The 26,193-nt window shown below is 67.8% G+C and carries 24 protein-coding genes; 5 read left to right on the forward strand and 19 right to left on the reverse strand.

Annotation, left to right across the window (positions count from 1 at the left end):
* Nucleotides 1-18: 18 nt before the first annotated feature.
* The 4 genes from ACSF9G_RS02580 to ACSF9G_RS02595 form a co-directional block, all read right to left on the reverse strand.
* The gene (locus ACSF9G_RS02580) at nt 19-1,185 is read right to left on the reverse strand and encodes an extensin-like domain-containing protein (protein ID WP_436637988.1); all 1,167 of its coding nucleotides are present in this window, start codon (nt 1,183-1,185) and stop codon (nt 19-21) included.
* A 335-nt stretch (nt 1,186-1,520) separates the two neighbouring features.
* The gene (gene metH / locus ACSF9G_RS02585) at nt 1,521-5,249 is read right to left on the reverse strand and encodes a methionine synthase (protein WP_436637990.1); all 3,729 of its coding nucleotides are present in this window, start codon (nt 5,247-5,249) and stop codon (nt 1,521-1,523) included.
* Between the two features lie 35 nt (nt 5,250-5,284).
* Complete coding sequence (gene metF / locus ACSF9G_RS02590) at nt 5,285-6,184, reverse strand: methylenetetrahydrofolate reductase [NAD(P)H] (RefSeq protein ID WP_436637993.1); 900 nt, start codon at nt 6,182-6,184, stop codon at nt 5,285-5,287.
* Nucleotides 6,184-7,188, reverse strand: coding sequence for an ArsR/SmtB family transcription factor (locus ACSF9G_RS02595; RefSeq protein WP_436637995.1), 1,005 nt, complete (start codon nt 7,186-7,188; stop codon nt 6,184-6,186). The genes metF and ACSF9G_RS02595 overlap by 1 nt, the downstream gene beginning before the upstream one ends.
* 172 nt (nt 7,189-7,360) lie before the next feature.
* Here ACSF9G_RS02595 and tsaA point away from each other — a divergent pair, with 172 nt between their 5' ends.
* Nucleotides 7,361-7,834, forward strand: a complete 474-nt coding sequence (gene tsaA / locus ACSF9G_RS02600) for a tRNA (N6-threonylcarbamoyladenosine(37)-N6)-methyltransferase TrmO (RefSeq protein ID WP_436637997.1) — start codon at nt 7,361-7,363, stop codon at nt 7,832-7,834.
* 35 nt (nt 7,835-7,869) lie between these two features.
* On the opposite strand, the gene ACSF9G_RS02605 is transcribed toward tsaA, so the two are convergent.
* From ACSF9G_RS02605 to ACSF9G_RS02635, 7 genes are all read right to left on the reverse strand, one after another.
* A complete protein-coding gene (locus ACSF9G_RS02605) occupies nt 7,870-8,646 on the reverse strand; it encodes an enoyl-CoA hydratase/isomerase family protein (RefSeq protein ID WP_436637999.1) in 777 nt (258 codons plus the stop codon).
* Nucleotides 8,647-8,654: 8 nt separating this feature from the next.
* Nucleotides 8,655-9,371 (reverse strand): B3/B4 domain-containing protein, encoded by a 717-nt coding sequence (locus tag ACSF9G_RS02610; RefSeq protein ID WP_436638001.1) that lies wholly within the window; start codon nt 9,369-9,371, stop codon nt 8,655-8,657.
* 87 nt (nt 9,372-9,458) lie between these two features.
* Nucleotides 9,459-10,100, reverse strand: a complete 642-nt coding sequence (locus ACSF9G_RS02615) for a DNA-3-methyladenine glycosylase I (protein ID WP_436638003.1) — start codon at nt 10,098-10,100, stop codon at nt 9,459-9,461.
* Between the two features lie 54 nt (nt 10,101-10,154).
* The gene (locus ACSF9G_RS02620) at nt 10,155-10,787 is read right to left on the reverse strand and encodes a LysE family translocator (RefSeq protein ID WP_436638005.1); all 633 of its coding nucleotides are present in this window, start codon (nt 10,785-10,787) and stop codon (nt 10,155-10,157) included.
* 110 nt (nt 10,788-10,897) lie between these two features.
* Entirely contained in the window at nt 10,898-11,797 is a 900-nt protein-coding gene (locus ACSF9G_RS02625; protein ID WP_436638007.1) for a dienelactone hydrolase family protein, read from the reverse strand.
* Nucleotides 11,798-11,900: 103 nt separating this feature from the next.
* Nucleotides 11,901-12,284 carry a DUF423 domain-containing protein gene (locus ACSF9G_RS02630; protein WP_436638009.1) on the reverse strand — a complete coding sequence of 128 codons (384 nt, stop codon included), beginning with the start codon at nt 12,282-12,284 and terminating at the stop codon, nt 11,901-11,903.
* A gap of 39 nt (nt 12,285-12,323) precedes the next feature.
* A complete protein-coding gene (locus tag ACSF9G_RS02635) occupies nt 12,324-12,449 on the reverse strand; it encodes a hypothetical protein (RefSeq protein WP_436638011.1) in 126 nt (41 codons plus the stop codon).
* A gap of 144 nt (nt 12,450-12,593) precedes the next feature.
* On the opposite strand from ACSF9G_RS02635, the gene ACSF9G_RS02640 reads away from it, so the two are divergent.
* Complete coding sequence (locus ACSF9G_RS02640) at nt 12,594-13,259, forward strand: hypothetical protein (RefSeq protein WP_436638013.1); 666 nt, start codon at nt 12,594-12,596, stop codon at nt 13,257-13,259.
* Nucleotides 13,260-13,391: 132 nt separating this feature from the next.
* On the opposite strand, the gene cls is transcribed toward ACSF9G_RS02640, so the two are convergent.
* The 5 genes from cls to ACSF9G_RS02665 all read right to left on the reverse strand — a co-directional run bounded on the left by cls (nt 13,392) and on the right by ACSF9G_RS02665 (nt 19,449).
* Nucleotides 13,392-14,873: a cardiolipin synthase gene (gene cls, locus ACSF9G_RS02645; protein WP_436638016.1), complete on the reverse strand. Its 1,482-nt coding sequence runs from the start codon at nt 14,871-14,873 to the stop codon at nt 13,392-13,394.
* 161 nt (nt 14,874-15,034) lie between these two features.
* Complete coding sequence (locus ACSF9G_RS02650; protein WP_436638018.1) at nt 15,035-15,838, reverse strand: COG3904 family protein; 804 nt, start codon at nt 15,836-15,838, stop codon at nt 15,035-15,037.
* Nucleotides 15,835-17,169 (reverse strand): hypothetical protein, encoded by a 1,335-nt coding sequence (locus ACSF9G_RS02655; RefSeq protein WP_436638020.1) that lies wholly within the window; start codon nt 17,167-17,169, stop codon nt 15,835-15,837. Before ACSF9G_RS02655 ends, ACSF9G_RS02650 begins: the two co-directional genes overlap by 4 nt.
* A gap of 126 nt (nt 17,170-17,295) precedes the next feature.
* Complete coding sequence (locus ACSF9G_RS02660; protein WP_436638022.1) at nt 17,296-18,591, reverse strand: NnrS family protein; 1,296 nt, start codon at nt 18,589-18,591, stop codon at nt 17,296-17,298.
* A 90-nt stretch (nt 18,592-18,681) separates the two neighbouring features.
* Entirely contained in the window at nt 18,682-19,449 is a 768-nt protein-coding gene (locus ACSF9G_RS02665; RefSeq protein WP_436638024.1) for a hypothetical protein, read from the reverse strand.
* A gap of 368 nt (nt 19,450-19,817) precedes the next feature.
* Here ACSF9G_RS02665 and ACSF9G_RS02670 point away from each other — a divergent pair, with 368 nt between their 5' ends.
* Nucleotides 19,818-20,849, forward strand: coding sequence for a cell wall hydrolase (locus ACSF9G_RS02670; RefSeq protein WP_436638026.1), 1,032 nt, complete (start codon nt 19,818-19,820; stop codon nt 20,847-20,849).
* 40 nt (nt 20,850-20,889) lie between these two features.
* On the opposite strand, the gene ACSF9G_RS02675 is transcribed toward ACSF9G_RS02670, so the two are convergent.
* Nucleotides 20,890-21,393, reverse strand: a complete 504-nt coding sequence (locus ACSF9G_RS02675) for a DUF302 domain-containing protein (RefSeq protein ID WP_436638028.1) — start codon at nt 21,391-21,393, stop codon at nt 20,890-20,892.
* A gap of 370 nt (nt 21,394-21,763) precedes the next feature.
* On the opposite strand from ACSF9G_RS02675, the gene ACSF9G_RS02680 reads away from it, so the two are divergent.
* Nucleotides 21,764-22,783 (forward strand): hypothetical protein, encoded by a 1,020-nt coding sequence (locus ACSF9G_RS02680; protein ID WP_436638030.1) that lies wholly within the window; start codon nt 21,764-21,766, stop codon nt 22,781-22,783.
* Between the two features lie 63 nt (nt 22,784-22,846).
* On the opposite strand, the gene ACSF9G_RS02685 is transcribed toward ACSF9G_RS02680, so the two are convergent.
* On the reverse strand, nt 22,847-24,631 hold the full coding sequence (locus ACSF9G_RS02685) for an adenylate/guanylate cyclase domain-containing protein (RefSeq protein WP_436638032.1): 1,785 nt from the start codon (nt 24,629-24,631) through the stop codon (nt 22,847-22,849).
* 262 nt (nt 24,632-24,893) lie between these two features.
* Between ACSF9G_RS02685 and ACSF9G_RS02690 the strand changes: the two genes are divergently transcribed.
* A complete protein-coding gene (locus ACSF9G_RS02690) occupies nt 24,894-25,283 on the forward strand; it encodes a hypothetical protein (RefSeq protein ID WP_436638034.1) in 390 nt (129 codons plus the stop codon).
* A gap of 233 nt (nt 25,284-25,516) precedes the next feature.
* On the opposite strand, the gene leuD is transcribed toward ACSF9G_RS02690, so the two are convergent.
* Nucleotides 25,517-26,122 (reverse strand): 3-isopropylmalate dehydratase small subunit, encoded by a 606-nt coding sequence (leuD, locus tag ACSF9G_RS02695; protein ID WP_436638036.1) that lies wholly within the window; start codon nt 26,120-26,122, stop codon nt 25,517-25,519.
* Nucleotides 26,123-26,193 lie beyond the last annotated feature (71 nt).

Below are 26,193 nucleotides of genomic sequence, written 5' to 3' on the forward strand. Positions count from 1 at the left end.
AACGCCCGCTGCCCCCGCCTACTGGCAGAAGGTCGTCTGTCCGCCCTTGCCGCGCGGCTGAAGATCCAGGTGAAAATGGTCGCGATGATACTCGTCGCCGTCGGGACCGATCACGGTCGTGAACGGCCCGCAGGCCTTCTCGTGCACCGCGCGCAGGAACTCTCCGTCCGGCCCCTCGTCGGCCCAGCTTTCCGCCACGGAGATCGACCGCCCGTCGGCGAGCACGAAAGCGGCAATGTCGACGGCGTTGGCGAAACCGTGCTCGCTCTGCTTGGCGCCGTCCAGGCCGTTGCGCGGCCGGCAGACATAGGACCCGGCGATGCGCAAACCCACGATATCGCTGTCGAGGGTATCCTTCGCCGCTGGCTCGATGACCTCCTCGACGAACGTATCGAGCCGGTCGACCATGGCGCAGTTGAGTTCGGCTTCCGGCGTCAGCTCTACCGCGCGCTCGCTGCCCACCGAGGAGACCGCATAGATGGCCCGCACGAGGCAACCGGAAAGATCCTCGACCGGCTTGAGCGGCCGCCCGGAGACGCGCCCCTCCTCGATCGCCGCGCAGGCGGGCGACATCGCGTCGCCGGCGAAGACAGGTGGCCCCTGCGGCGGCCCAGTCCGGACAGGTGGTGGCGGGGGTGGCGGCGGGGCCGCGTCGACAGCCTCGCCTTCCGTCGTCGCCGAGGTCGGCTCTTTCTTGTCATCGCCGGAGACGTTGGCGTCGCCCGTGGCCGGCGTCACGGCCGAAGCAGCCGGTTTCTCGGCGGGAACTGGCACCTCCGCGCCCGTGGGCTCGGCCTCGGGAGCCGCTTCCGGCTTTGCCTCGGGCAACGGAACGCCTGGCGAGGCGGCTGATTCGGCGGCCGCTGGCTTCTGCCGCGGCTGTGGCGTCGGCGGCGGTTTCGGCGCCTCGGCCTCCGGCTCGGCGGCGGCAAGACGCGGCTTCTCGCGCGGCAGCGGAACCCCGGCCTCGGCCGGCTTGGTCTCGGCAGGCTTTGTCTCGGCAGGCTTTGTCTCGGCAGGCTTTGTCTCGGCAGGCTTTGCCTCCGGGAGGGGCGTCGCGACCGTCTCCGGCCTCTGCCTCGGCAACGGCACCAAATCGCCCGTTTCCGTTGCTGCCGTAACGGCAGTAACGGCGCCGAATATCAGCGCCGAGGCAACAATTGGCTCGAGTACGCGAAGTTTCATGGCATATGTGCCGTCGCCGATTTGCCTTGCGTGCTAAGAGGATGCCCGTATTCCTCCACAGCTTCTAGCGAAATCGACAGGCGATATTGCAGCGCAGCGACGAAACCGCTTCGTGGATCGGCCCGCTCAGGCTAATATTTTGGTACTGGGGGAAGCCAAGGGAGCGGGACCATGACCATTGCAAGGCAGGTTCAATTGGTCGTCGCAGGCGCGGCGTTCCTGTTCGTAGCGGCGATCGTGTTCGGGGCGATTTGACACCCGACCCCTTTCTCACTGGTATTGCGTAGAGACGCCTGAATGGAAGCCGGCCCCTCTCGTATTCGAGGGGCCGGGTATCAGGCCGCTTTTGCTTTCGCTTTCGGCTGATACGCAAGCACCGGCGCCAGCCAGCGCTCGGTCTCCTCGACGCTCCAGTTCTTGCGCACCGCGTAATCCTCCACCTGATCGCGCTCGATCTTGCCGAGGCCGAAATAGCGCGCATCCGGGTGCGAGAAGTAGATTCCGGACACCGACGAGGCGGGCAGCATCGCGCACGACTCCGTCAGTTCGACGCCCGTCGCCGCCTCCGCATCGAGAAGGTGGAACAGCGTGCGCTTCTCGGTGTGATCGGGCTGGGCGGGATAGCCCGGCGCCGGGCGGATGCCGCGGTAGTTCTCCGAGATCAGCTCCTCGTTGGTCAGCGTCTCGTCGGGCGCATAGCCCCAGAATTCTTTGCGTACCCGCGCGTGCATGTGCTCGGCGAAGGCCTCGGCGAGACGGTCCGACAACGCCTGGAACAGGATCTTCGAGTAGTCGTCGTTGGCCCGCTCGAACCGCTGCACCGTCGCATCCTGCTTGTGGCCGGCGGTGACGATGAAGCCGCCGACATGGTCGGCAAGGCCGGTGCCGCGCGGCGCGACGAAATCGGAAAGCGCCACGTTCGCCCGGTCCGAGCTGCGCCGCGACATCTGCTGGCGCAGCGTATGCAGCGTGGCCAGCGGCGTCTGCCGCGTCTCGTCGGTGAACAGGGCGATGTCGTCGCCCTCGGCGTTCGCCGGCCAGAAGCCGATGACGGCACGCGCCTCCAGGAGGTCTTCCTCGATGATCTTGCGCAGCATCGCCTGCGCGTCGTCAAAGAGCTGGCGCGCGGCCTCGCCCTGGCGCGGATCGTCGAGGATTTCCGGATACCGCCCGGACAGTTCCCAGGTCTGGAAGAACGGCGTCCAGTCGATGCACGCGGCGAGCGTCTCCAGGTCGTAGGCCGTGAACGACTTGGTGCCGAGAAAACCGGGCTTCGGCGGCTGGTAGTCCGACCAGTCGATCGCCAGCCTGTTGGCGCGCGCGTCTTCAAGCGAGAGCCGAACCTTGTTGTCCTGGGCGCGCGAGTGCCCCTCGGCGATCCTGGCGTAGTCGGCGCGCGTCTCCGCGTAGAGCCGCGCCCTGCTCTCCGGCGACAGCAGCGTCGAGACGACTCCGACGGCGCGGCTCGCATCGGTGACGTAGATCGCCTGGCCGGTATGGTAGTGCGGGTTCACCTTGACTGCGGTATGCACCTTGCTGGTCGTCGCCCCGCCGATCAGCAGCGGCAGATCGAAGCCCTGGCGCTCCATCTCGGCAGCCACGTTGCACATCTCGTCGAGCGACGGCGTGATCAGGCCCGACAGCCCGATCAGGTCCGCGCCCTCGGCGCGCGCCGTCTCCAGGATCTTCTGCGCCGGCACCATCACGCCCAGGTCGACCACCTGGTAGTTGTTGCACTGGAGCACGACGCCGACGATGTTCTTGCCGATGTCGTGGACGTCGCCCTTCACCGTCGCCATGACGATCTTGCCGGCCGGCGGACGGCTGCCGCCCGCCTCCTTCTCCTCTTCCATGAACGGCTCGAGATAGGCGACCGCCCGTTTCATCACCCGCGCCGATTTCACCACCTGCGGCAGGAACATCCGGCCCGAGCCGAACAGGTCGCCGACGACGTTCATGCCGGACATCAGCGGGCCCTCGATCACCTCGAGCGGACGGCTGGCGGCCTGTCGGGCCTCCTCCACGTCCTCTTCGATGAAGTCGGCGATGCCGGCGACGAGACCGTGCTCGATGCGCTTGTCGACCGGCAGCGAGCGCCATTCGAGCGTCTTTTCCTCCCGCGCCTCGCTACCGTTGCCCAGCCACCTGGACGCCGAGTCCACCAGGCGCTCGGTCGCATCCGGGCGCCGGTTCAGCACCACGTCCTCGCAGAGCTCGCGCAGCTCCGGATCGATCTCGTCGTAGACGCCGAGCTGCCCGGCATTGACGATCGACATGCCCAGCCCCGCCTTGATGGCGTGGTAGAGGAACACCGAGTGCATCGCCTCGCGGACCGGCTCGTTGCCGCGGAACGAGAACGACAGGTTCGACAGGCCGCCGGAGACCTGCGCGTGCGGCAGGTTCGAGCGGATCCACCGCGTCGCCTCGATGAAATCGACGCCGTAGTTGTCGTGCTCGGCGATGCCGGTGGCGACCGCGAAGATGTTCGGGTCGATGATGATGTCTTCCGGATCGAAACCCGCCTTCTCGACCAGCAGCCGGTAGGAGCGCTCGGCGATCTCCGTCTTGCGCGCCAGCGTGTCGGCCTGGCCGGCATCGTCGAAGGCCATCACCACCACGGCGGCGCCGTAGCGGCGCACCTTCTCGGCGTGCTCCAGAAAGGCGGCCTCACCCTCTTTCAGCGAGATCGAATTGACCACCGGCTTGCCCTGCACGCATTTCAGGCCGGCCTCGATCACCGACCATTTCGACGAGTCGATCATGATCGGCACGCGGGCGATATCCGGTTCGGCGGCGACCAGATTGAGGAACGTCGTCATCGCCTCTTCTGATTCCAGAAGCCCCTCGTCCATGTTGACGTCGATGATCTGCGCGCCGTTCTCGACCTGCTGGCGGGCGACTTCGAGGGCCGTGGCGTAGTCGTCCTCCTTGATCAGCTTGCGGAAGCGCGCCGACCCGGTGACGTTTGTGCGCTCGCCGATGTTCACGAAATTGGTCTCGGTGGTGAGCGTGAACGGCTCCAGCCCCGACAGCTTCATGAACGGATTGGCTTCCGCGATGCGCCGCGGCGGATGGCTCGACACCGCCTCGCGGATCTCGGCGATGTGCTCCGGCGTCGTGCCGCAGCAGCCGCCGACGACGTTGAGCAGGCCGGCCTCGGCGAACTCGCCGAGCAGCGCGGCGGTTTCCTTCGGCCCCTCGTCATAGCCGCCGAAGGCGTTCGGCAGGCCGGCGTTCGGATAGGCGCAGACGAGCGTATCGGCCACGCGCGATATCTCGGCCAGATGCGGGCGCAGTTCCTTGGCGCCGAGGGCGCAGTTGAGACCGATGGTGAAGGGCCGCGCATGGCGCACCGAATACCAGAACGCCGTCGGCGTTTGCCCGGACAGGGTACGGCCGGAAAGATCGGTGATCGTGCCGGAAATCAGGATCGGCAGCCGGCGCCCGATCTCGGCAAACACCGTTTCCAGCGCAAAGATAGCGGCCTTGGCGTTCAGCGTGTCGAATATCGTCTCGATCAGGATCAGGTCCGATCCGCCCTCGATCAGCGCCCGCGTCGCCTCGGCATAGACCTCGGCGAGCTGGTCGAAGGTGACGGCGCGATACCCCGGATCGGCGACGTCGGGCGAGATCGAAGCGGTCCGGTTGGTCGGGCCCAGCGTGCCCGCCACGTAGCGCGGCCGGCCGTCCTTCCGCGCCGCCTGGTCGGCGGCCGCGCGGGCAAGCCGCGCGCCGTCCCGGTTGATCTCGGCAACCAGGCTCTCCGCGCCGTAGTCGGCCTGCGCGATCGCGTTGGCGTTGAACGTATTGGTCGAGACGATGTCGCTGCCGGCCTCGAAATAGGCCTGGTGGATGTCGCGGATCGCCTCAGGCTGCGACAGGTTCAGGATGTCGTTGTTGCCCGCCAGCGGCTTGGTCCAGCCGGCCAGCCGCTTGCCGCGGAATCCGGCCTCGTCGAGCTCGAGCGTCTGGATCTGCGTGCCCATCGCCCCATCGAGCAGGAGGATTCGGTCGGCGGCGAGACGGCGCAACGCGCGCTCGGTCTCGGACTGGTACTCTGACATTACTGGCCTCTTGCTTTGGTTCGGTCGGACGGCGCTCAGGCCGCCTCTTTTGTCAAGGGACGCATGCCGAGCATGTGGCACGTCGCGTAGACGAGCTCGGCCCGGTTGAGCGTGTAGAAATGAAAATCGGTGACCCCGTTTGCCGTGAGGTCGAGCACCTGATCGGCGACGACGGAGGCGGCGACCAGCCGGCGCGTGTCCGGATCCTCGTCGAGCCCGTCGAAATGGGCCGCGAACCAGTCCGGGATCTCCGCGCCGCACTGCCCGGCGAAACGGGCCGCCTGGGCGAACTTGGTGACCGGCAGGATGCCGGGGATCACCGGGATGTCGACGCCGCGTTTCTGGAGCCGGTCGCGGTAGCGGTAGAAATGCGCGTTATCGAAGAAGAACTGGGTAATCGCCCGGGTCGCTCCGGCATCGACCTTGGCCTTCAGCACGTCGATATCGGCGTCGAAGTCGCGCGATTCCGGATGCTTCTCCGGGTAGGCGGCGACGGAAACCTCGAAGTCGCCGGCCCGCCTGATCGCCGCGACCAGACCGGCCGTCGTCTGAAACCCCTGGGGATGCGGCACGTAGGCCCCGCCGACGCCGTCCACCGGATCGCCACGCAGGGCCACGATGTGGCGCACGCCGATGTTCTGGTAGGCGAAGATCACATCCTCCAGGGCGGCCCGGCTCGCGTCGACGCAGGTCAGGTGCGCCGCCGGCTCCACATTGGACTCACGGCGAATGCGGCCGACGATCTGATGCGTGCGATCGCGCGTCGAGCCGCCGGCGCCGTAGGTCACCGACACGAATTTCGGCCCGAACGGCACCAGCCGCTGGAACGTGTTCCACAGGGAGGCCTCCATCTCCGCCGACTTCGGCGGAAAGAATTCGAAGGACACCGACAGGCTTGGTGAAACCTGTCGCGTTGGGGGTAACGACACAGCCATCAGGCCGCCTCCTCGGAAACGCCGCGGCGGACGCGGCTGTCGGTGTCCTTGCCCAGCCATATCGAAACCGTGAGCCGGCCGACCTCGGCGATGTCGACGTCGTCCGGTGGGAAATCGATGTGACTGGCAAGCTCGATGCCCGCCGCCTTCATCCACTCGGCGATCTGCTCGCGCGAGAATCCGAGGCGGCGGTGCGCCTGATCGGCGCGCAGAAACTCAAGCCCGTGCGGGGCAAAATCTATGATCAGCAGCCGGCCGCCGGGCTTCAGCAGATAGGTTGCCTCCTCGATCGCCCGATCGGGGTCGTCGAGATAGTGCAGCACCTGATGGATGATCACGAGATCGGCCGAACCGTCCTCGATCGGCGGGCTGTATATGTCGCCCTGGCGCACCTGGCAGTTGCGCAGGCCCTCGCGTTCGAGCCGCGAGCGGGCGTAGGACAGCATGTCGTGCGAGACGTCGATGCCGATGCCGCTCTCGATATGCGGCGCCAGCAGCTCGAGCATGCGGCCCGTGCCGGTGCCCAGATCGACCACGAGGTCGAGCGGCGTGTCGCCGACAAGCTTCAGCACGCCCGCCTCGATCTCCCGCTCGTTGGCATGCAGCGAGCGGATCTGGTCCCAGTGGCCGGCGTGTTGCCGAAAATAGGCGGTCGCCTCCTCGAGGCGCGCGCGGCGCACGGCCTCGAGCCGCGTCCGGTCGCGGACCATGACCGGATCGGACCGGTTCAGCCGATCGACGAGATCGCGCGACAATTCGGCCGCCGGACTGGAATCGGCGAGCCGGAAGAAGGCCCACGCCCCCTCCGCATAGCGCCGCACGAGACCGGCTTCGACGAGGAGCTTGAGATGCCGGCTGATGCGCGGCTGGCTCTGGCCGAGGATGTCGGTCAGATCCTTCACGCTGCGCTCACCCTCCGCCAACAGCGCCAGGATGCGCAGCCGGGTCGGTTCTCCGGCGGCGCGCAGGGCGGTCAGCATGTTCTCGGCCGAGATCGGCAGCATCGGGCTCTCCATTCGGCGAATAGCGATATAAAGATATCTTTATACTGTCAACTCCTTATGAAGACAGCAAGTACCGTACGATCCGCACATGATCCGCCCTGTGTCGAAAACCGCTCGGCCAGCAAAAACTTTGCTGGAAACCGCCGCGAGCATCGCTAAAACGGCAAGCACCATGCCCGAGCTCACCTATATCGGCCGGATTCGCACGCCTTGGACACGCGCGGAGGATTGCCCGCGCAACGCCATGGAAACCGACGTGGTCTGCCGGGTGGAGGTCGACGCCCCCTATCGGGCCGGTCTCGCCTCGCTCAAGACCTGCACCCACGCCATCCTGCTCTACTGGCTCGACCGCGCCCCGCGCGACGTGGTGACCCTCACGCCGCCGAGCGACACCGTCACCCACGGCGTCTTCGCCCTGCGCGCGCCCGGCCGTCCGAACCCGATCGGCCTGGCCGTCGTCGATATCGTCGCGGTCGAGGAAGACGGACTGACGGTACGCCATGTCGACTGCTTCGACGGCACGCCGCTGCTCGACATCAAGCCCTATTTCGCCTCGGTCGACTCCAAGCCCGACGCCCGCGTCGGCTGGCACGAGACGCGGGCAAAGCCGCTGCCCCCGCAGGGCGGGCGATCGAAAGAAAGCTGACGACCGGAAACGAACCGGCGGCGACGCCGGCCGCGTCACCCTCCCCGCTTGCCGAACCGCTCCAGCGCCGCGCGGAAATCCTCCGACAGCCAGGTCAGCGCGTGCTGGTCCATGTCGGTGGCGCTCGCCATGAGATCGAGGCCGTGGGCGGTGGCATCGATCTGGCGCTTGACCATCCGCGTCGCCGTGGCCGGCCGGCTAGCCAGCGTCGCCGCTATCTCCAACGCCGCGTCGAGCGCGTCCCCGTCTCCGGCGATTTGGTCGGCGAAACCGAGGCGCAGCGCCTCCCCGGCGTTCCATTCCTCGCCGATCAGCAGCAGCCGCCGCGTCGCCTGCGCCCCGACGAGCGCGACCAGGCGCGGAACCGAATGCCAGCCCATGTTGACGCCGACGGCGACCTCCGGCGCGCCGAACCGGGCGCCCTTTCCCGCCACGCGGAAATCGCACATCGCGGCCAGCGCCATCCCGCCGCCCAGGCACGGGCCCTCGACCGCCGCGACGGTCGGGACCTCGATCCCGGCCCAGGCCCGCGCCATGCGCGGCCCGTGCCCGGCGAACGCCCGCAGCTCCGCAAGCCCCATGTCGTCGAGGCGGGCGAAGGCCGGATCGCGCAGGTCCATGCCGGCGGAGAAGACATCCGCCGAGCCTGTCAGGATCACCGCGGCGAGGTCCGTGTCGGTCTCCAAGCTGCGCGCCGCCTCGGTCAGCGCGTCCATGATGGCGAAGGACAGCGCGTTGGCACGGCCCTTCCGGTCGAATTTGACGATGGCGACCCGGTCGCGGCGTTCGACGGAAACGGCGTCATGCGGCATGGCGGTCCTCAGGGCATGGCGAGATCGACAGCGGGAGCAGCCGCCGACGCGAGCGTCACGGTCGTCTTCGCCGAACAGAAACGGCCCAGCAGATCGGTGAGATCGGTGACGGCCGCATCGAGATCGCCCCAGCCGTTGGCCTGAACGGTGACGACGGCACGGCTCGTCTCGGGCGAGACCAGCGAGCGCTGGTCCTGGCGCCAGTTCCAGCGCCGGCACAGCACCTTTTCGGCGTCGGCGTAGACGACCTCGCCGGGCTTCGGCGGATCGTTCATCTGACCTCCGGCGTCGTCCGCGCCCATGTCGAGGAAGCTGTCGTCCGGTCGCGAATAGCGGAAGGCGAGATCGCCGGCGACCCTGTCCAGATCGTCGGCGCCGAGCGGAAAGACATGGGCCAGAGACACGGTGTTGTAGCAGTCGACGAACGGGTTGATCGCCGGCAGCGGCCGGTCCGCCATCGCGTTCTTGACGAGGCGCTCGACGGCGGAGCGATAGCTTGTCTTCTTGATGCCGAAGGCCCGATAGGCCTTGCGCCAGGCAGTGACGCCGGGGATTTCGGACAGCTCCAGCCCCGCCCAGCGGGCGCGCACTGCTGCCTCCCGCTCGCCGATCAGCGCGTCCAGCGCCGAAGGCCGGCTAGCGGGAATGGCGAGATCCGTCGCCACCACGGCGGCGACACGGAAATCGGGAAAGTCGGCGGCGATGTCCGAGATGTCGAGGCGCATGGCGCCGTGATGCCGGATTTCGGCCCGATTGTCACGGGCCGGCGCGCGAGGGACGTCCGGAGCGCGCCCCGTCAATCCCGCACCTGCTCACGCCGGCCGTGCGAACCGCTGCCGTGCCTCCTCGACCCGCTCGCGGCAATGACAGCCCTCGAGGTGATCGTTGACCAGGCCCATTGCCTGCATGAACGAGTAGACCGTCGTCGGCCCGACAAAGCTCCAGCCGCGCCGCTTCAGTTCTTTCGACAGGGCGGTCGATTCCGCCGTCTTCGCCATCTTCGACAGCGTCGCGTGATCGCATGTCTCCGGCCGATCCTTCGCAGCCGGCTCGAAGCGCCAGACGAAGCCGGCGATGGAGCCCGCCTCCGCCCTCAGGTCCAGCGCCCGCCGGGCGTTGTTGATGACGGATTCGATCTTGCCGCGATGGCGCACGATGCCGGCGTCGCCGAGCAGCCGCGCCACGTCGTCCTCGCCGAAGCCGGCGACCGTCTCGATGTCGAAATCCGCGAAGGCTTTGCGGAAGTTCTCCCGCTTGCGCAGGATCGTGATCCACGACAGCCCCGACTGGAAGCCCTCCAGGCACAGCTTTTCGAACAGCAGCCGGTCGTCGGCGGCGGGCCGCCCCCACTCGCGGTCGTGGTAGTCGACATAAAGCGGATCGGCGCCGGGCCACCAGCACGACACCACCCCGTCCTCGCGGCGCATCAGGCCGGCTGCAACAGCGTTTTCCATGATGCGATAGGACCGGATATCCGCCCCGGCGTCAAGAACAAAATGAGAACATTATCATGCCGTCTCCGGCCGCCGCGCGAGCGCCAGCAAGACGCCCGCGCCGATCAGCGCCGTCCCGGAGACGCGGTTCACCCAGCGCATCCGTGCCGCCGTCCCGGCCAGCCGGCCCACATGGCCGCCGGCAAACGCATAGACCCCGATCGAGATCGCCTCGAAGGCGATGAAGGCCGCGCCCATCAGCGCGATCTGGGTGATGTAGTCGCCGCCCGGCGTCAGGAACTGCGGGAAGAAGGCGGTGAAGGTGACGATCGCCTTCGGGTTCGTCGCCGCCACCAGGAATTCGCGGCCGGCCAGGCGCCCGACCGGCTCGCGTGCGGCGGCATTGGCCAGCGCGGCGATGTCGACGGGCGCACGCACCATCTTGACGCCGAGCCAGACGAGGTAGGCGGCGCCGACCCATTTCAGCGCGGAGAAGAAGATTTCAGAGGCCGACAGCACCACGCCGAGGCCGACGGCCACCAGCGCGATCATCAGCGCAAAGGCCGGCAGCCGTCCCAGCGCGGCGACGAAGGCATGGCCGAAGCCGAAGCGCGCCGCGTTACCCAGCGCCACCATGTTGTTGGGGCCGGGATAGATGTTGATCGCGAAGCAGGCGGGCACGAACAGGAGCCAGATATCGAGCGGCATGGCGGATCCTCCAGGGACCCGGCATGACTAACGTGGCGCGCGGCGGCTCCGCAATCCGGTTTCCCGCGCCCCGGCCATGCTCGCGCGCGTCCCCTGGCCGAGTATCCGCCCTAGCCGAGTGTCTCCTTGAAGAAATCGATGGTCCGCTGCCAGGCGAGCGCGGCCGCCGCCTCGTCGTAGCGCGCCGCCGAGGTGTCGTTGTTGAAGGCGTGGTTGACGCCCTCGTAGGTATACATCGCGTAGTCGACGCCGGCCGCGTCCAGCGCCGCCCGGAAGTCCGGGATACCCGCGTTGATTCGGTCGTCCAGCCCGGCATAGTGCAGGAGCAGCCGCACCTTGATCCTCGGCACGTCGGCGGCGTCGGGCACACGCCCGTAATAGGCGACGGCGGCGGCCAGGTCCGGCGCATTGACCGCAAGCTCGTTGACCATGGCGCCGCCCCAGCAGAAGCCCACCGCGCCGACCTTGCCGTTGGTCTCGGAACTGCCGGCGAGGTAGCGGACCGCGCCGAGGCCGATGTCGAGCACGGTCGTACCGGTCAGGCCGGATATCATCGACCGCGCCTGGTCCTCGTCGGACGGCGTGCCGCCGCTGGTCGACAGGAAATCGGGCGCCAGCGCCACGAAACCGGCCAGCGCGGCGCGCCGCGCCACGTCGCGGATATGCTCGTTCTGGCCCCGGTTCTCGTGCACCACGACGATGCCCGGCAGCGGCCCTGCCTTGTCCGCCGGCATCGCCAGATAGCCGCTCGCCTGCCCGGCCGCGGTCTCGAACGTGACAGTCCGCGTTGTCAGCCGCTCGTCATCGGCCGCGACGATCGCCGCCTTCGCCGAATTCGCCGCCAGCATCGGCGCGATCGCGGCCGCCGCAGCCGACGATCCGGCGAGTTTCGTCAGCTTTTCCATGAAGCCGCGCCGGTCGAGCGTCAGGTGTGTGTACTCGTCATAGGCCGCGATCATTGCCCGGTTGATCGGAGTCGTGCTCGTTGGCGTCGTCCCGTCTTCGTTCATCGCATATCCTCCCTGCCGGTTCGCGGCGTCCTCCACTCTTGAGCTACCTAGCGCGCGCTGTCCGTCCGGCCACGGCGCCGGTTCGGTCCGCTTGTCACCGGCGCTACGGGTTCGCCGCCGGCCGCCGCATCGTGACGGCGGACAGGGCGACGGCCAGCCAGCCGGCCAGCATGACGACCCCGCCGGCCGGTGCCGCCATGAAGAAGAGCCGCCCGTAGGCGAGCGCCCGCATTCCGACATCGGTGGAAAACAGCGCCGCGCCGGCAAACAGCAGCAACGCGGCCACACGCAGCACGACGTGGCGCGGCGCGAACAGCGCGAGCGCCAGCAGCGCCGGCGCATGGGCCAGGCAGATCGTCGCGACCGCATCCAGCATCCGGGGGTCGCTGCCCACATGCGAACTCGCCGCGGCCGCCGTGACACCGGCAAAGCCGAGAATTCCGGCACCAACCAGGGCCGACCTGTTCACGCCAACCTGTTCCGTCATGGGTGTTCCCCCGTACCCGATGCGCCCCGGCGGCGTCCGTCAGGATGCCGCGTCGATCGTGGCCGGCAATGCCGTCCCGCTGTTCAATGACTGATACACCACGCAGTCGCGTTCGGTAAGCGACACAAGCTGATCCATCGTGTCCGGCGGAACGACGACGCTCATCAATCCCGCCGAACCCACACAGGCAATTCCGTCCTGTACGGGTCACCCCACGGAATAGCGCCGACTTACAAAATTTGATAAGCTGATTAAGTTCGAACCGCGTCCACAAGGAGGGCGCTAGCGCTAGCAAGGGAATTTTCAGTCATGACAAAGATTATTGGCACGACCGGCCTTTTGGCCGCCGCGATGGTAATGACCGGCGGATTTGCCTTACCTTTCGCGCTACCCGGAGACGCCTCCGCCCAGACCGCCACCAATCTTGTATGCCGGGGCTGCGTCGACACCCGAGACATCCGCAACAAGGCGGTAACGTCCAAGAAAATCAGGAACGGGCAGGTCAAACCGATCGACCTTCACAGAAGTGCGAAGCCCGCGGCGGCCAACTTCAGCAGCGTCAACGGTGAAGACGCCGGCACTCTTCCGACGACCGATACCGTCGTTGCCCAGGTCACCATGGAGCTTCCGGCCCCCGGCGTCGTTATCGCGAATGCCGGCGGCTGGGCCGTATTCAACGACAACCCTTCAAGCATTCTGTGCGCGATCAGTAAAACGCCTACGACCTCTGGCCAACCCTTTATCATCGCGCAGAACCACAACGAGGCGAACGCGCGCCGGATGCCGACGCCCGTGACACGTGGCTTCGTGGAGGACACCGCCGGCAGCCACACCTACTATTTCGTCTGCCGCACGCATCTGGGAAGCTCGGGCCATAACGATGCTATGCTGACGACTGTTTACGTTCCGCAGCTTTCCGGCCCTGTTCCCGCATCGGCGTCGGCCGAAGGGGCGGCAGGCAGCTCTGTGGACTGACGTCCGTCCGCCCGGATTTCTCCGGCGGAGCAATGCATCAGTGATATCGACCGGTTCGCCGGTTCGGATCGCAACAAGGGCCAGGTCTCGACAACCTGGCCCTTTGTTCTTGGGTCACGCCGGACCAACGCCTCACAGCAGCGGGCTGACAAGCCGGAACGTGTTGTCGATGAAGCGCTCGCGGAACGGGCGCGCGGCCCAGGCGTCGGCGTCCAGCGGGTCGGAATCGGCGATGTACTGATGCTGCAGGTGGCGTAGCCGCTCGGTGAACTCGCTGCCATAGACGAACAGCGATACCTCGAAGTTCAGCCACAGGCTGCGCATGTCGAGATTGACGGTGCCGAACATCGCGATCTCGCCGTCGACCGTGATCGACTTTGTGTGCAGCAGACCGTCCCGGTAGAAGCGGATTTCCACGCCCATGCCGAAAAGCTCGTCGAAGTAGGTGCGGCTGGCGTGGCGCGACAGGAAGGAGTCGATCTTCTCCGGCAGGACGAGGACGACCTTCACCCCCCGCCCGGCCGCCCCGCGCAGCGCCCGCAGCAAAGCCTCGTCGGGCACGAAATAGGGCGTCGTCAGGACCAGTTCCTTCCGCGCCGCGTTGATCAGCGCGAGCAGCATCAGAAGCAGTCCGTCGTCTGTCTCGCCCGGGCCCGAGGCGATTACCTGGATGTCGGTGTCGCCCTTCGGCGCCGCGAGGTCCAGCTTGGAATCGCGGATCAGGTCGTCGATGGAGGCCGCAACCTCCATCGCCCAGTCGCCGACCACGACGGCCGCCAGCAGCGTCACCGCCCGGCCCTCGACCCGCACCATCGCGTCGATCCACTCGCCGACGCCCGCGTCCTGCTTGAAAAAGCGCGGATCGACGAGGTTCATGCTGCCGGTCCAGCCGACCTTGCCGTCGATCACGACGATCTTGCGATGCAGCCTGAGATCGGTGCGCCCGAAGATCGCCCGCCAGGGGCCGACGGGCAGTGCCGGCAGCACCTCGATGCCGGCCGCCGTCATCTCCGTGGGCTGACGCCCCTTCCACCACGGCCGCCCGCCGAGCGCGTCGACCAGGACGCGGCAGGTCACGCCGCGCGCCACCGCCCGCTTCAGCGCCTCCAGGACGAGATCGGCGTCCCCGCCCTGGTTCCAGATGTAGAACTCCATCAGCACGCTCGTCTCGGCCGCGTCGATGTCGGCGGCGATCGCGTGCAGGATCTCGTTCGGTTTGGAATGAAGCGTCAGCTCGGAACCGGCGATCGCCGAAGCCCCGGCGATCGACTGGCCGAGCCGATGGATACCGGCGGCTTTCGGGTCGTGGCGCGACCAGTCGACCGCGGCTCTGCCGTCGCGCACCAGCCGCTCGCTCAGGCGATGCATGTCGGCGCGCAGATGGCCGAGCTCGGCCGCGCGCCGGCCGCCCGTGCGCCGCTCCCCGATCAGCAGATAGATCGCCGCGCCGCCGAACGGCACGGCGAACACCAGGAAGAGCCAGGCGAGCGCTACGCCGGTCGCCGGCCGCTTCATGATCACGCGCACGGCGATCACCGCCACCAGCGTCATGTGCAGGATGGCCGTGTAGGTCAGCGACTGGGCGAGGAAAGCGACGGTCGACTGGGCGATCATCGCCGGCGCGCTCCGCAGCCGGTATGGGGAAAGGATTCGCTCACGGCGCACAGATTCCGTCGCCGACGGCACTTATGCAAGGCCGAATGCGGCGCTGAAGAGCCGTAAGGGTCACGCCCCGCCGCCAGGCATCCGATCCGCCACCACACCGATGGACGCCCCTAGCCCGCCTTGTCGATCCGGGTGGCCAGCTTCAGCTCGATGAGCTCGTCGGGCGTGAAATAGAACAATTCGTCCTTCGGTGTTTCCATCGCATGGATCCAAACGCGCGGATCGACGCCCATCTCCATGAGGAACCGCTGGCACTCGGCCGAGACGGCCTGCGCGTTATCCATGCCCGAGGCCGGGGTACCGGCCGCCTCGTCGGCGGCGAACACGCGGTGCACGCCGATCGAGGCGGTCGGTGCGGCCACCCGTTCCCTGCCGCCGGCGAAAACCAGCGGGCAGGACGAGGCGCAATAGCTGCCGGGCCCGATCTCGGTGTTGAAGCCCGCCTCGCGGATCAGCGTGGCGATTACCAGCGCATCGGCGACCGAGCCGCCCGGCGAATTGAGTACCACGGTGTCGATATAGCCGCCGCGTCTCTCGATTTCCTCGGCGAAACGGCGGGCCGAGCCCGGCTCTATCGCGCCGTCGAACAGGAGCTTGCCGCCGTCGACCAGCTCGAACGTCGCCGGGTTGCGCAGCGTCGCCGCCGTCTTCGGGTCGGTGACGACCGGCCCGGTCTTGCCCTCGCGGATCGACGGCAGATAAGGCACGTCGTCGGGGGCCATGAGCCCCGGAAACACCGGATCTGCGTCCGTCGGGATCTGCTTCTGCAGGTCGGCGAGATCGAGGCCGAGCACCACGAACGTGGCGACCAGAAGCCCGCGGAACGACCACAGCAGGACGTGCTCGTCCGGCCGGCCGTTCAGCCAGCGCCGGAATCGGCCCTCGGGCTCGCGGATATGCGCGTTCTCACTCAATCCTTCTTCTCCGGCCGCCCCCCGAACGGCGTGGTGGTGAACGGCGTGACCACACCGACGGGCACCGGCGTGTCGGCGTCCCAGCCTTTCGCCGGCGGGGCCAGCGGCAGCTCCGGCTCGTCCACTCTCTCCGGCACGCCCTGCGGCACCGCCTTCGCCTTGCGGCCCTCGTCCTCCACCTCGCGCAGGATGCGCATGGCGGTCAGCAGGTCGGCGGCCGACATGGTGGAGGCGCCGGCGGCCGGCTCGCCCTCGCGGCGAATGCCGGCATGGACGACACACAGGATCAGCACCAGCACCGCCGGCAGCAGGTCGATGGAGATGGCCCCTGCCCAGCTCGGTAGGAAGTCGGGGGCGTAGCGCAGCACCGCTTCCGCCGTCGTCAGCGGCTCGAAGCGCTCCGGCCGCACCGGCTGCGTCGACAGGATCTGCTCGGCGGCGGCGGCAAGCTGTTCGGACTGCGCCGCGACGGCGGCCTCGACATTGCCGACGACCACGCTCTGGCGCTCGGCGAGATCGGCGCTACCGCCGTCGGCGATCGGGGCGATGAAGCCGCGGGCGAGATCCTCCGCCGCCCGCTTCACCGCCGGCGCGACCGAGGTCTGTTGCAGCGACGCGATGACGCCCATCAGGGCCATGGATTCGCCGGCGAAGGCGTCCGCGCGCGGATTGATCGGCCCGCGCGCCGAAACCAGTTCGCGCATGCGCGCGATGTGCTTGCCCCCCTGCTCGTAGAGCTGGTTCACGCGGCCCGCCGACGCTTCCACCTCATCGCCGAGCTGGTCGATCTGCCGCGACATCTGGGTCAGGAGCTGCACCACGGTGCCGGACCCGGAAGTGCCGGTCAGCGAGCCCTGCCGCCGCTCGTCCTCGGCGAGCTGGGCGAAGCGCAGCGAGGCCATCTGGATGTCGGGCAGCAGGCTCTGTGCCGACAACGCGTTGGTATGGGCCTGGTCGAGATCGGTGACGAAGGTCTCGAGCTTGTTGGCGAGATGCTGCTCCAGTGCCGCCGAGCCCGCCAGCGCCGCCGCATTCAGCCACGACGACATGGCCACGATCATCACCGATCCGAGCCCCATGGCGATAAACAGCAACAGCCGGCTCACGCCGTCTCGCACATGCGGCATGAAGCGCATCAGGAACGACCAGAACGCGTAGATGCCGACCGAGACGGCCGCCGAATAGATGATTGCGGCGAAAAACACGAGCATCGCCGAGCCGTCGAGCAGCTCGCGCACGCCCAGATAGGTGTAGACTCCGCTCGCCAGCGCCAGGACGGCGAGCGTCAGTCTGGTGGTTAGATCAAGACTGGAGACTGCCTGACGCAGCATGACGGCCAACCCCTCGCCCGCAAGAACGGGTTTCCCTCCGACGCCGCATCATTAACAGAGGTTAATGGTGCCAGATTGTGGCGGCCCGCGCGAGGGAGGCGTCACGGCATGGTTAACTGTGGAAAGTTAGGTTCCGGGCCCGGCCCCAGGCCCCTCCGGTGAACCTGCCCCAGGACCTGCAGTACGGGCCCGTCCGGCGCGCGAAACCAGCGGGCCGTAGCGTAAGACAAAGCCGCAGAACGCCAGGATCCAGACTGCCGCTGCGGCGATCAGCAGTTCGGATCTGGCGGCGTCGATCATCCCCGCCAGGACACGCAGGATCGCGGCCGCCGCCACGCCGGCGTAGATCGCCACGGTCGCCCGATCGGCGACGAGCGCCAGGCCCGCATGGCCGAGCGCTCCGCGCGTCATCACCGCCAGCGTCATCAGGCCAATTGCCCCCGTCATCCACAGATGCACCGCGGTACCGGTCGCCAGGACGTCGGGCCTCAGGATCGAGATTCCGACCGCCAGGAACCCCATCGGCACGAAGGCATAGGCCGCGTGCAGCACAAACAGCAGCGGCTCCGCCCGTGTCCGCAGCCCGGCCCAGCGCGACAGGCGCACGGTGTGGGCGAGGCCCGCGACACCCAGTGCCGCCCCGCTCGCCGCCGCCGCCGGCGCGACGACCCAGGCGCCGAGCGCACCGGCGGTGAGAAGCAGCGTCGCGGTGTCGAACCGGCCGTAGGGCGCCGGCCCGGGACCGGTCCCGAGGGCCGCGAGCCAGTCGCGCGTGAAGCGCGGCACGATACGCCCGCCGATCATCGCGATGAGACCGACCACCGCCGCCAGCCCGAGACGCAGGAACCGGTCGGGCGCACCGGTCGCGATCGCCTCCGCGTGGAAGCCGGCATTGGCGACCGCGATCACCGCCACCAGTCCGACCGTCTTGAGGTTACGCCAGTTCCGCCCCATTACGATCTCGCGCAGGATTACAAATCCAAGGGCAACCAGGAACAGGCTGTCGGTCGCCGCCGCCGCGGTGGCGCCGGTCGTCCCGCCACCGGCGGCGAGCGCCAGGCGGCCGGCGAGCCACAAGGCGAACAGCGCGACCAGCACCGGCTCCGCGACGGGCGGACGGGACGCCCAGTTCGGAACCGCCGTCAGCAGGAAACCGGCGACGACGGCGCCGACATAGCCGAACAGCATCTCGTGGGCATGCCAGGAGACCGGCCCGTGGAGCGGGCCGTGGCTGCCTGCGAGCATCGCGGAACCGAGGCCGGCGTCAAAATTCAGGGGACCGCCGGCATCCGCCAGCGCACCGACCGAGAGCGCCATCGCCAGCGCCGCCCATGCCGCCCCGCCAAGGAAAAACAGACGATCCGCCGGCCGCCGACCGGCGCTGAAGAAGGATGTTCTGTCCGGCGACGTCCTGTCGGCCATGCGATTGTCCCGCCTCGCGCGGGATCAATACAGCCGGCGGCCTGTCGTCCAATGCGACCAATGGTCTGTGCTGCAATCCGCAGCGGGCAATCACTCCCCCGCGAGGAACCGTGCGTGCAGCGCCTCAGCCTCGTCCGCCCGCGCCCGTAGCGCCGTATCCTTGTCGAGCGACGCCACCAGCGCCGCCGCAATCTCCCGCTTGACGGTGTCGCGCAGGGGATTGGGCATCGACCGGAAGCCGAACCGGCGTTTGCGCGATCGCGTCGTCTCCGCGCTCTGGAAGTCCGTGCCGAAACGCGCGTTCACCGCCTCGATGACGTCGGCAATGTCGCCCGTGGCCTGTTCGAACGGGACGACGACCATCGCTCCACGAAGGGGCAGCAGCGGGCGATAGAACCCGGTCCACCAGCGCAGGGCGCCCTCGAAATCCGGCCCGTTCTCGATCAGCACACCGCCCGCGATCCCCGCGCCCTCGCGCTGCGCACCGCCGGCCGGGTCGGCCTCGCCCGCGGCCCGCCGTTGGCGCGCCTCCTCCAGCATGGCCAGCAGCGAGACGACGGCATCGCGCGGCGGGCGGACGAGCGCGACCGCCGGAATGCCCCAGTCGGCGGCGCGGATGAGCTGGGCGGCGTGGTGCTTGTGATGGGCGATGGCGACCGGCCGGCTCTGGCGCAGCCGGAAATGGGTCACGGTGGTGGAATTGGCCGAGCGCGGAAAGCCCTCGATGACGATGTCGGTGTCGCGGCCGACGCAGAGCCGGTCGTGGGTGCCGGTCAGCCGGCGCAGGCCGAAATAGAGTCTTGGCCGCGCCGAGGCCGCCAGGACCGCGCGATGACGCAGCCGTCCGAACCCGCTCATCGGCTCACCATCCCTCTCGATACACCCGACGATACGGCCGACTGGATAGCCGTGCGGAAAACCGGGCGCAAGGAAGCGGGCACCGGCCCCCGCCACATCCGTTCATGCATCTGCCGGTCCGGCATGGTGAATACCGGCCACCCCGTCCGCACGTAGAGCCGCCACGATCGAAGGCGCGGCCGAAATCCTCTGGTCATTACTTGAATTGCGCGACGTCGACAAGCCAAACCTCGGAATCCCCAAGGATCAGATTAGTTAAAAACCTAGTCTTTCGCCTCACGAAATCCACAGACCTTCCGGGTTACTCATCGCCCCGCCGGATAATGGCAGGCCAACCTGCCGCGTACCGGACAGAGGGAAGGTTAGTCATGTTCGCGTATGCCCATCTCTTGATGGCGTGCGTCGGCGGCTTTCTACTTCTCGCCGCCACGAACGCCACCCCGGCGTGGGCCTCGACGACGATCATCGTCTGCAAGGGCTGCGTCATTGTCCCGGATCCGGACGAGTGCCTCGGCTGCGTCGTCGTCTCCGATCCGCCGACCATAACCGAGACCTGTCGCGGCTGCCGGTGGGCCGAGACGGTTGCCCGGCGGCCACGGCCGATCCGCGCGGCCCCCGCCCCCGACGAAAAGGCGCCCCACGAAGCCGCAGCCAATGATACGGCGCCCGACGAGACATCGTCCGACGGCGCGCGCGCCTATGGCCCGTTCGCGTCCGGCCCCCACGCGGAGGCCTGGCGTGCGGCGGCGATCCCCAGTCCGGCGGCGTCCGGCACGGAACCCGCCCCGGCGACCGTTCTCGCGGCGCTGGCCGTCCCGTCAGGCGACAGCCCACCCAGCGACCGCCCGCCTGATCTCGGCCCGTCTGATCTCGCCCCACCAGGTCTTGTTCCGGCCGACCTCGGTCCGTTCGCCGACAGCCCCTATGCCGGCGCCCGGCCGGCGGTGGCCGCCGCGCTCGCCGCCATGCGGCTCGATCGGGACATCGCGCGCGAGCGCCGGTGCCTTGCGACAGCGATCTATTTCGAGGCGCGCGGCGAACCGGCCAGCGGCCAGCGCGCGGTCGCCCAGGTCGTGCTCAACCGGGTGTCGGACCGCCGCTATCCCGCGACCGTATGCGACGTGGTGTTCCAGAACCAGGAGCGGCAGAACCGCTGCCAGTTCTCCTTCGCCTGCGACGGTCGGCCGGAAGATATCGTCGACCAGCGCGCCTGGAGGCGCGCCCTGCTGCTCGCAGGCGAGGCGCTGATGGGGCGCTATTTCGACGGCGCGATCGGCGCGGCGACGCACTATCACGCGACGAGCGTCGAGCCGACCTGGAGCCGCCACCTCTTCCGGATCGCCCGGATCGGCGCGCACGTGTTCTACCAGACCGGACAGCGCAGCCAGCAAACGCATTGACAGGCCGGGGCTCGTGCCCGGCCGCCCGAATGGCGCGCCGCTAGCGTGTGGCTTCGGCGACGATTTCGGTCAGCAGCGTGTCGACGGCGGAAAGCGCCTTCATCGAGGCTTCCGACACCGCCGTCCCGGGCCGGCGGTAGCCGACATGGATCGTGCCCGGCGATGCGGCAAGCTCGTAGACGACGATCGAATAGGGGCAATAGCCGACGTTTCGCGGATCGGCGGCGATCATCGCCTGCGACAGGCGGGCGGAGCAGAACTGGAACCATTCCGCCTGGGCCAGCACCGTCGCGCCGCCCGTGGCCTCCGACGTGCGCTCCAGCATCTTGGACAGGAAGCCGTGGTAGTCGACCACCAGCCCGCGGTTGACGATGGCGTCCTCGACCGCGAGCGTGACGTCGCCGAAGTCGCCCTGGACCGTCTGGTAGACAAGATCGCCGGCATCTTCAGCCATAACCGGCGCATCCGAACCCCGCGCACCGAGGCCGGCGACCATCACCGCGCCAACGACCAGCGCCGCGGCAAATCCGTTCCTGAACGTCATGGCGTCTCTCCCTTTGGCTTTGCCATCCCTGCCGGGCCTGGCCCGGCGCGCCTCTTGCCAAGGGTCTCTCGAAGCCCGCGATCTGCTCCCGCTCGCGGCCTGAAACGGCCCGCGCGGTTCCGGCTACCGCGAAATTAAAGCCCGGCGCGGTGTCCGCGGCATTGCGGTGTGTCAAGCCGTGTCACTGACCACGGCATGTCGCCCCCGGTGACCGGTTGCCCCAGAGAACGGGTGCCTTTGAGCGAAGGGGTCACTTGGGGCGACGGGTTGACCCGGGGCCGGATGGTCGTCAGGGTCCGGACACATGTCCCAGGATACGTCGAATGCGCCGCAACAGCGGCCGGCCAACCGGCCGGAAGCCCCTGTGCGGATGAACGGCGGGCGCGTCCGCCCGCGCCTCGCCTTCGTTTTCGTCGCCGTGGCGCTGGCCGCACTGGCCCTGGCACCCGATCTCAAGGCGTTCCGCTACGCCTCCAAGTACAAGGCCTATGCGGCGTCGGTCTTCTGCCGCGACGGAGACCTCGATGTTCTCTTCCTCGGGTCCTCGCGCATGGCCCGCGCGGTCAACGCGCCGGAGATCGCCGATGCCTACACGGACCTGACCGGCGAGCCCATCTCGATCGCCGACATGGCCAGGCCCGGATTGTCGGCCTTCGTCTGGAACCGGCTGCTCGCCGATCAGCTCGAACGGCGCGACGTCGGGCTGGTGATCGCCGAACTCAGCCGGTCGATGAAACCGCCGACGGCGAGAAACCTGGGAAAGCTCGGCAACGTCCTGCCGAACGAAGACTATGTCCGCACGGCGCTGCGCAACGAGCGGGCGGGCTTTCCCCTGAACCTTCTGCTGGCCGCCGAGGCGCGCCTCGGATCCCTCGAAGCCGGCCTCGGAAATTTGTGGATGGGATGCGGAGCCGCCCGGGCAAGTGCGCTCCACGACACGACCGTGGCCCGCCGGACGAAGGCGAGCGACGCCCTGCGACCAGGCAGGATCGGTCCCGCGCGGACCAACCGCGTCGACCGCGAGATCGATACCGAGGCGTTCGCCTATATGGCCGAGATCGCCCGCGATCTGGTCGCCCAGGCCCACCGCCACGACACCCGTATCGTCTTTGTGAACCTCAACAGCCTCCTGGAAAAGCCGGTTGGCGCACAGGCACGCAAGACGTTCAGGAACCGCGTCGGCGCCGAGCTGAAACCCCTGCCGCCGAAACTGAACCAGGCGCTCCGGGCGGACATGATGTACGCCGACACCCAGCATCTCGACGAGACCGGCGCCGCCCTCCTCGCCCCGTGGCTCGCGGCGATCATAGACGAGCAGCTTTCGGCCGCCCCCCAAGGACAGGGAAGCGGACAGGGCCGCGGACAGGCCCAAGAACAGGGGCAGGGATAGGACCGGGACAGGTGCCTGTGTCGCTCGCCGGCGAAAGCCGCGTCGGCGGATTGCCTGCCGCGGTCAGTCCGCCAGGCCGGCCTGGCGCAGGCTCTCCACGATGTGGCCGAGCACGGCTCGATCCTTGTAGGGCTGGCTTTGCGCGTACCGGTCTATCGAGAATGCCGGGTCTGCGGCGAGGATCTGCCCGGCGGCCGCCCGGGCCGCCTTCGGCATCGCGCAATAGCCGTAGTCGCAACACAGGGTCACCAGCACGTCGATATTGTCCGGGAACAACCGCGCGGCCTCGTTGGCGACGGAAATCGACGCCTTGACCTGATCGTTGTCGCGCAGCGACGCGGCCAGGTTGTCGATCATCCAGGGCGGGAAGGTCCTGGCGAGCTTCATCGCCTCCTTCATGCGCGCGATCGAGCCGCCCGGATTGCCGCAATAGCGCAGGACCTCGGCAAGCAGGCCGTTCGACAACGGGCAACTCGGCCGCCGCGAGAGCGCCTCCACGCACAGGGCCATCGCCGCCTCGTGCCGGCGCCGATGCAGCTCGACATAGCCCAGGACGACGTGCCCGAGACCCTCCGAATCGCCCAACTCCACGGCCCGGCGGGCATAGTCCGCCGCCTTTTCCAGCGACGCCTGCGGGTCGGCGGACCATCCGAACCGGGCGTCCCGCCAGTGCGTCATCGCGATCATGCCCACGCAGGTCGCCAGATCCGGCTCCACGCGCTCCACGGTCTCGAGCAGTTGCCGCGCTTTCGAGGTGTTGTCCCTGTCACCCCGATAGAGATGGCTGACGCCGCGGTGCAGATACTCCCGCACCGACGGGTCCGAGGTCGCCTCGAAGAGGATCCGCCCCACGTCGCCAGCGCGCAGCGTGACATCCAGCGCATTCACGATCTCGCGGGCGATTTCGTCCTGCAGGCGGAACACATCGTCGAGGACGCGATCGTAGGTCTCGCCCCACACCACTTCGCGCGCCCGGGTATCGGTCAGTTCGACGATGACGCGGACGCGGTCACCCGCGCGCTGGACGGCCGCGCCGACCACGTATCGCACGTCGATCTGGTGGCCCACGTCGACGGCGGAATAGGCCTGCCCCCGATAGTCCTCCACGGCGCCCGTATGCAGCAGGAAGAAGCCGGGCAGCTTGATCAGTACGGAATGCAGGCTGAGCCGCAGCCCCTCCGCCAGCGCGCCCTCCTCCGCGCCACCAAGGTCGCGAAACGGCATCACCACGATGGAAAGCCGCTTGAACTTGTCGAAATCGAACGCGGCGCCGGCTTCCTTCGACGAGACCGCCGCGGCCCTGCCATTCGGATGCGCCTCGGCATCGTCCAGCAGCGCATAGGCGCGAACCGGCCGCTCGATGTTCTTCAGCCTGAGCTCGCCCAGGTCGACGAAATCGAGCGCCAGCTTGCCGGCGATCTGATCGTGCACCGCCGCGCTGACGCAGAGGCTGCCCGGTTCGGCCGTGGCCTCCAGCCTGGCTGCCACGTTGACGCCATCGCCGAGCAGGTCGTCGCCCTGAACGACGACATCGCCGACATTGATGCCGATGCGGAACTCGAGACGGCGATCGGTCGGCACGTCGGCATTGCGGGCGGCGATCTCCCGCTGCATCGCGGCGGCGCAGCGCACCGCGTCGACCGCGCTGGCGAACTCGATCAGAAGGCTGTCGCCGGCGGTGTTGGCGATCCGCCCGCCATGCCGGCGAAGCAGCGGCTCGATGATCCCGGCACGATAGGTCCGCAGGGTCGCGATGGTGCCGTCTTCGTCCGCCCCGACAAGCCGCGCGTATCCCACGACGTCGGCGGACACGATGGCCGCCAGCCTGCGTCCCGTGCTCTTCGACATGCCGTCATTTTAGACGGTTTACAATCGACGAGCCACACGATTGCGGATGCCGGCGCTCGGCGACTGGCGGATGGTACGCGGCAATCGGCGGAGAACCGGCGCGGCCCCACGCGACCTCAGAGCACCAAGCAAGGCCACAACCGGCCTCCGCCACGCCCCGCAATCATAAGTTGAATAAATCGCATGACGACGTAGAGGGCACTTTATGTTGCAACCACGGAACGATACGTGCTCTGATTGTGCATATGCTTGGGGGGACAGCATGCGATCAGTAGTATTTATTGTCGCCGCCGGTGCGGTGCTATCAGCGACAGGCTGTGCGAAACGTGCCGACCAGATCTCGGCATCATATGTGTCGCCAATCGCCTACCAAAACTACACCTGCGAGCAGATCGCTCAGGAGTCGCTTCGCATTTCAGCGCGAGCACAACAGGTAGCCGGCACACAGGACAAGAAGGCGAGCCGGGATGCCGTGGCGATGGGCGTCGGAATTGTGATTTTTTGGCCGGCCCTTTTCGCAATCAACGGTGACGATCAACAAACGGCGGAACTCGCGCGCCTGAGAGGCGAAATGGAGGCTCTGGAACAGGCCTCAATCCAGAAGAACTGCAATATAACCTTCGAATCCGAGCCAGCCGACCGGACTAGCTAATCAGCAGAACAGCGCACTCAAGCGCGGGCCGCACTTTCTCGCAGGAACGCAAGGTTGGAGCGGAAAGGCCTTTCGTGGCTCCGAGGGGCCGGCGCCGAAGATCACGAAACCCGGTCTACTCCAACCTCCGCCACGTCCTTGCCGGCCTTGCCCTGGCAATCCCCGGGCGTACAAAACGAAATGCCCGGGTCGGGCCCGGGCATGACGTCGAAACACAAGTGTTCAGCGAAAGGTCACAACCACGGCCGCTGCTCGGCTTCCTGCGTCTCGAAGCGGCCGATCTTGGCTTCCTTCTCCAGCGTCAGGCCGATGTCGTCGAGGCCGTTGAGCAGGCAGTGCTTGCGGAAGGGATCGACGTCGAAATTGATCGTGCCGCCATCGGGGCCGGTGATGGTCTGGCTCTCCAGATCGACCGTGATGGTGGCGTTGGCGCCGCGGCTGGCGTCGTCGAGGAGCTTGTCGATCTCCTCCTGCGGCAGCTTGATCAGGAGCATGCCGTTCTTGAATGAGTTGTTGAAGAAGATATCGCCGAAGGACGGCGCGATGACGCAGCGGATGCCGAAATCCTGCAGCGCCCAGGGGGCGTGCTCGCGGCTCGAGCCGCAGCCGAAATTATCGCCGGCGATCAGGATCTTGGCGTTGCGATAGGCCGGCTTGTTGAGCACGAAGTCCGGGTTCTCGCTGCCGTCCTCGTTGAAGCGGCGCTCGGAGAACAGCCCCTTGCCGAGCCCCGTGCGCTCGATCGTCTTCAGATACTGCTTCGGGATGATCAAGTCGGTGTCGACATTGACGATCGGCAGCGGCGCGGCGACGCCGGTGAGCGTGGTGAACTTGTCCATGGGGCCTTTAAAGCGTCCGTTCGCTTGAAGTCTGATGAAGGTTCGCCCTGTTTTGGGGCGGCGCGACCGGG

The organism is Microbaculum mangrovi (assembly GCF_051390635.1).
In the GTDB taxonomy this organism is placed as follows: domain Bacteria; phylum Pseudomonadota; class Alphaproteobacteria; order Rhizobiales; family Tepidamorphaceae; genus Microbaculum.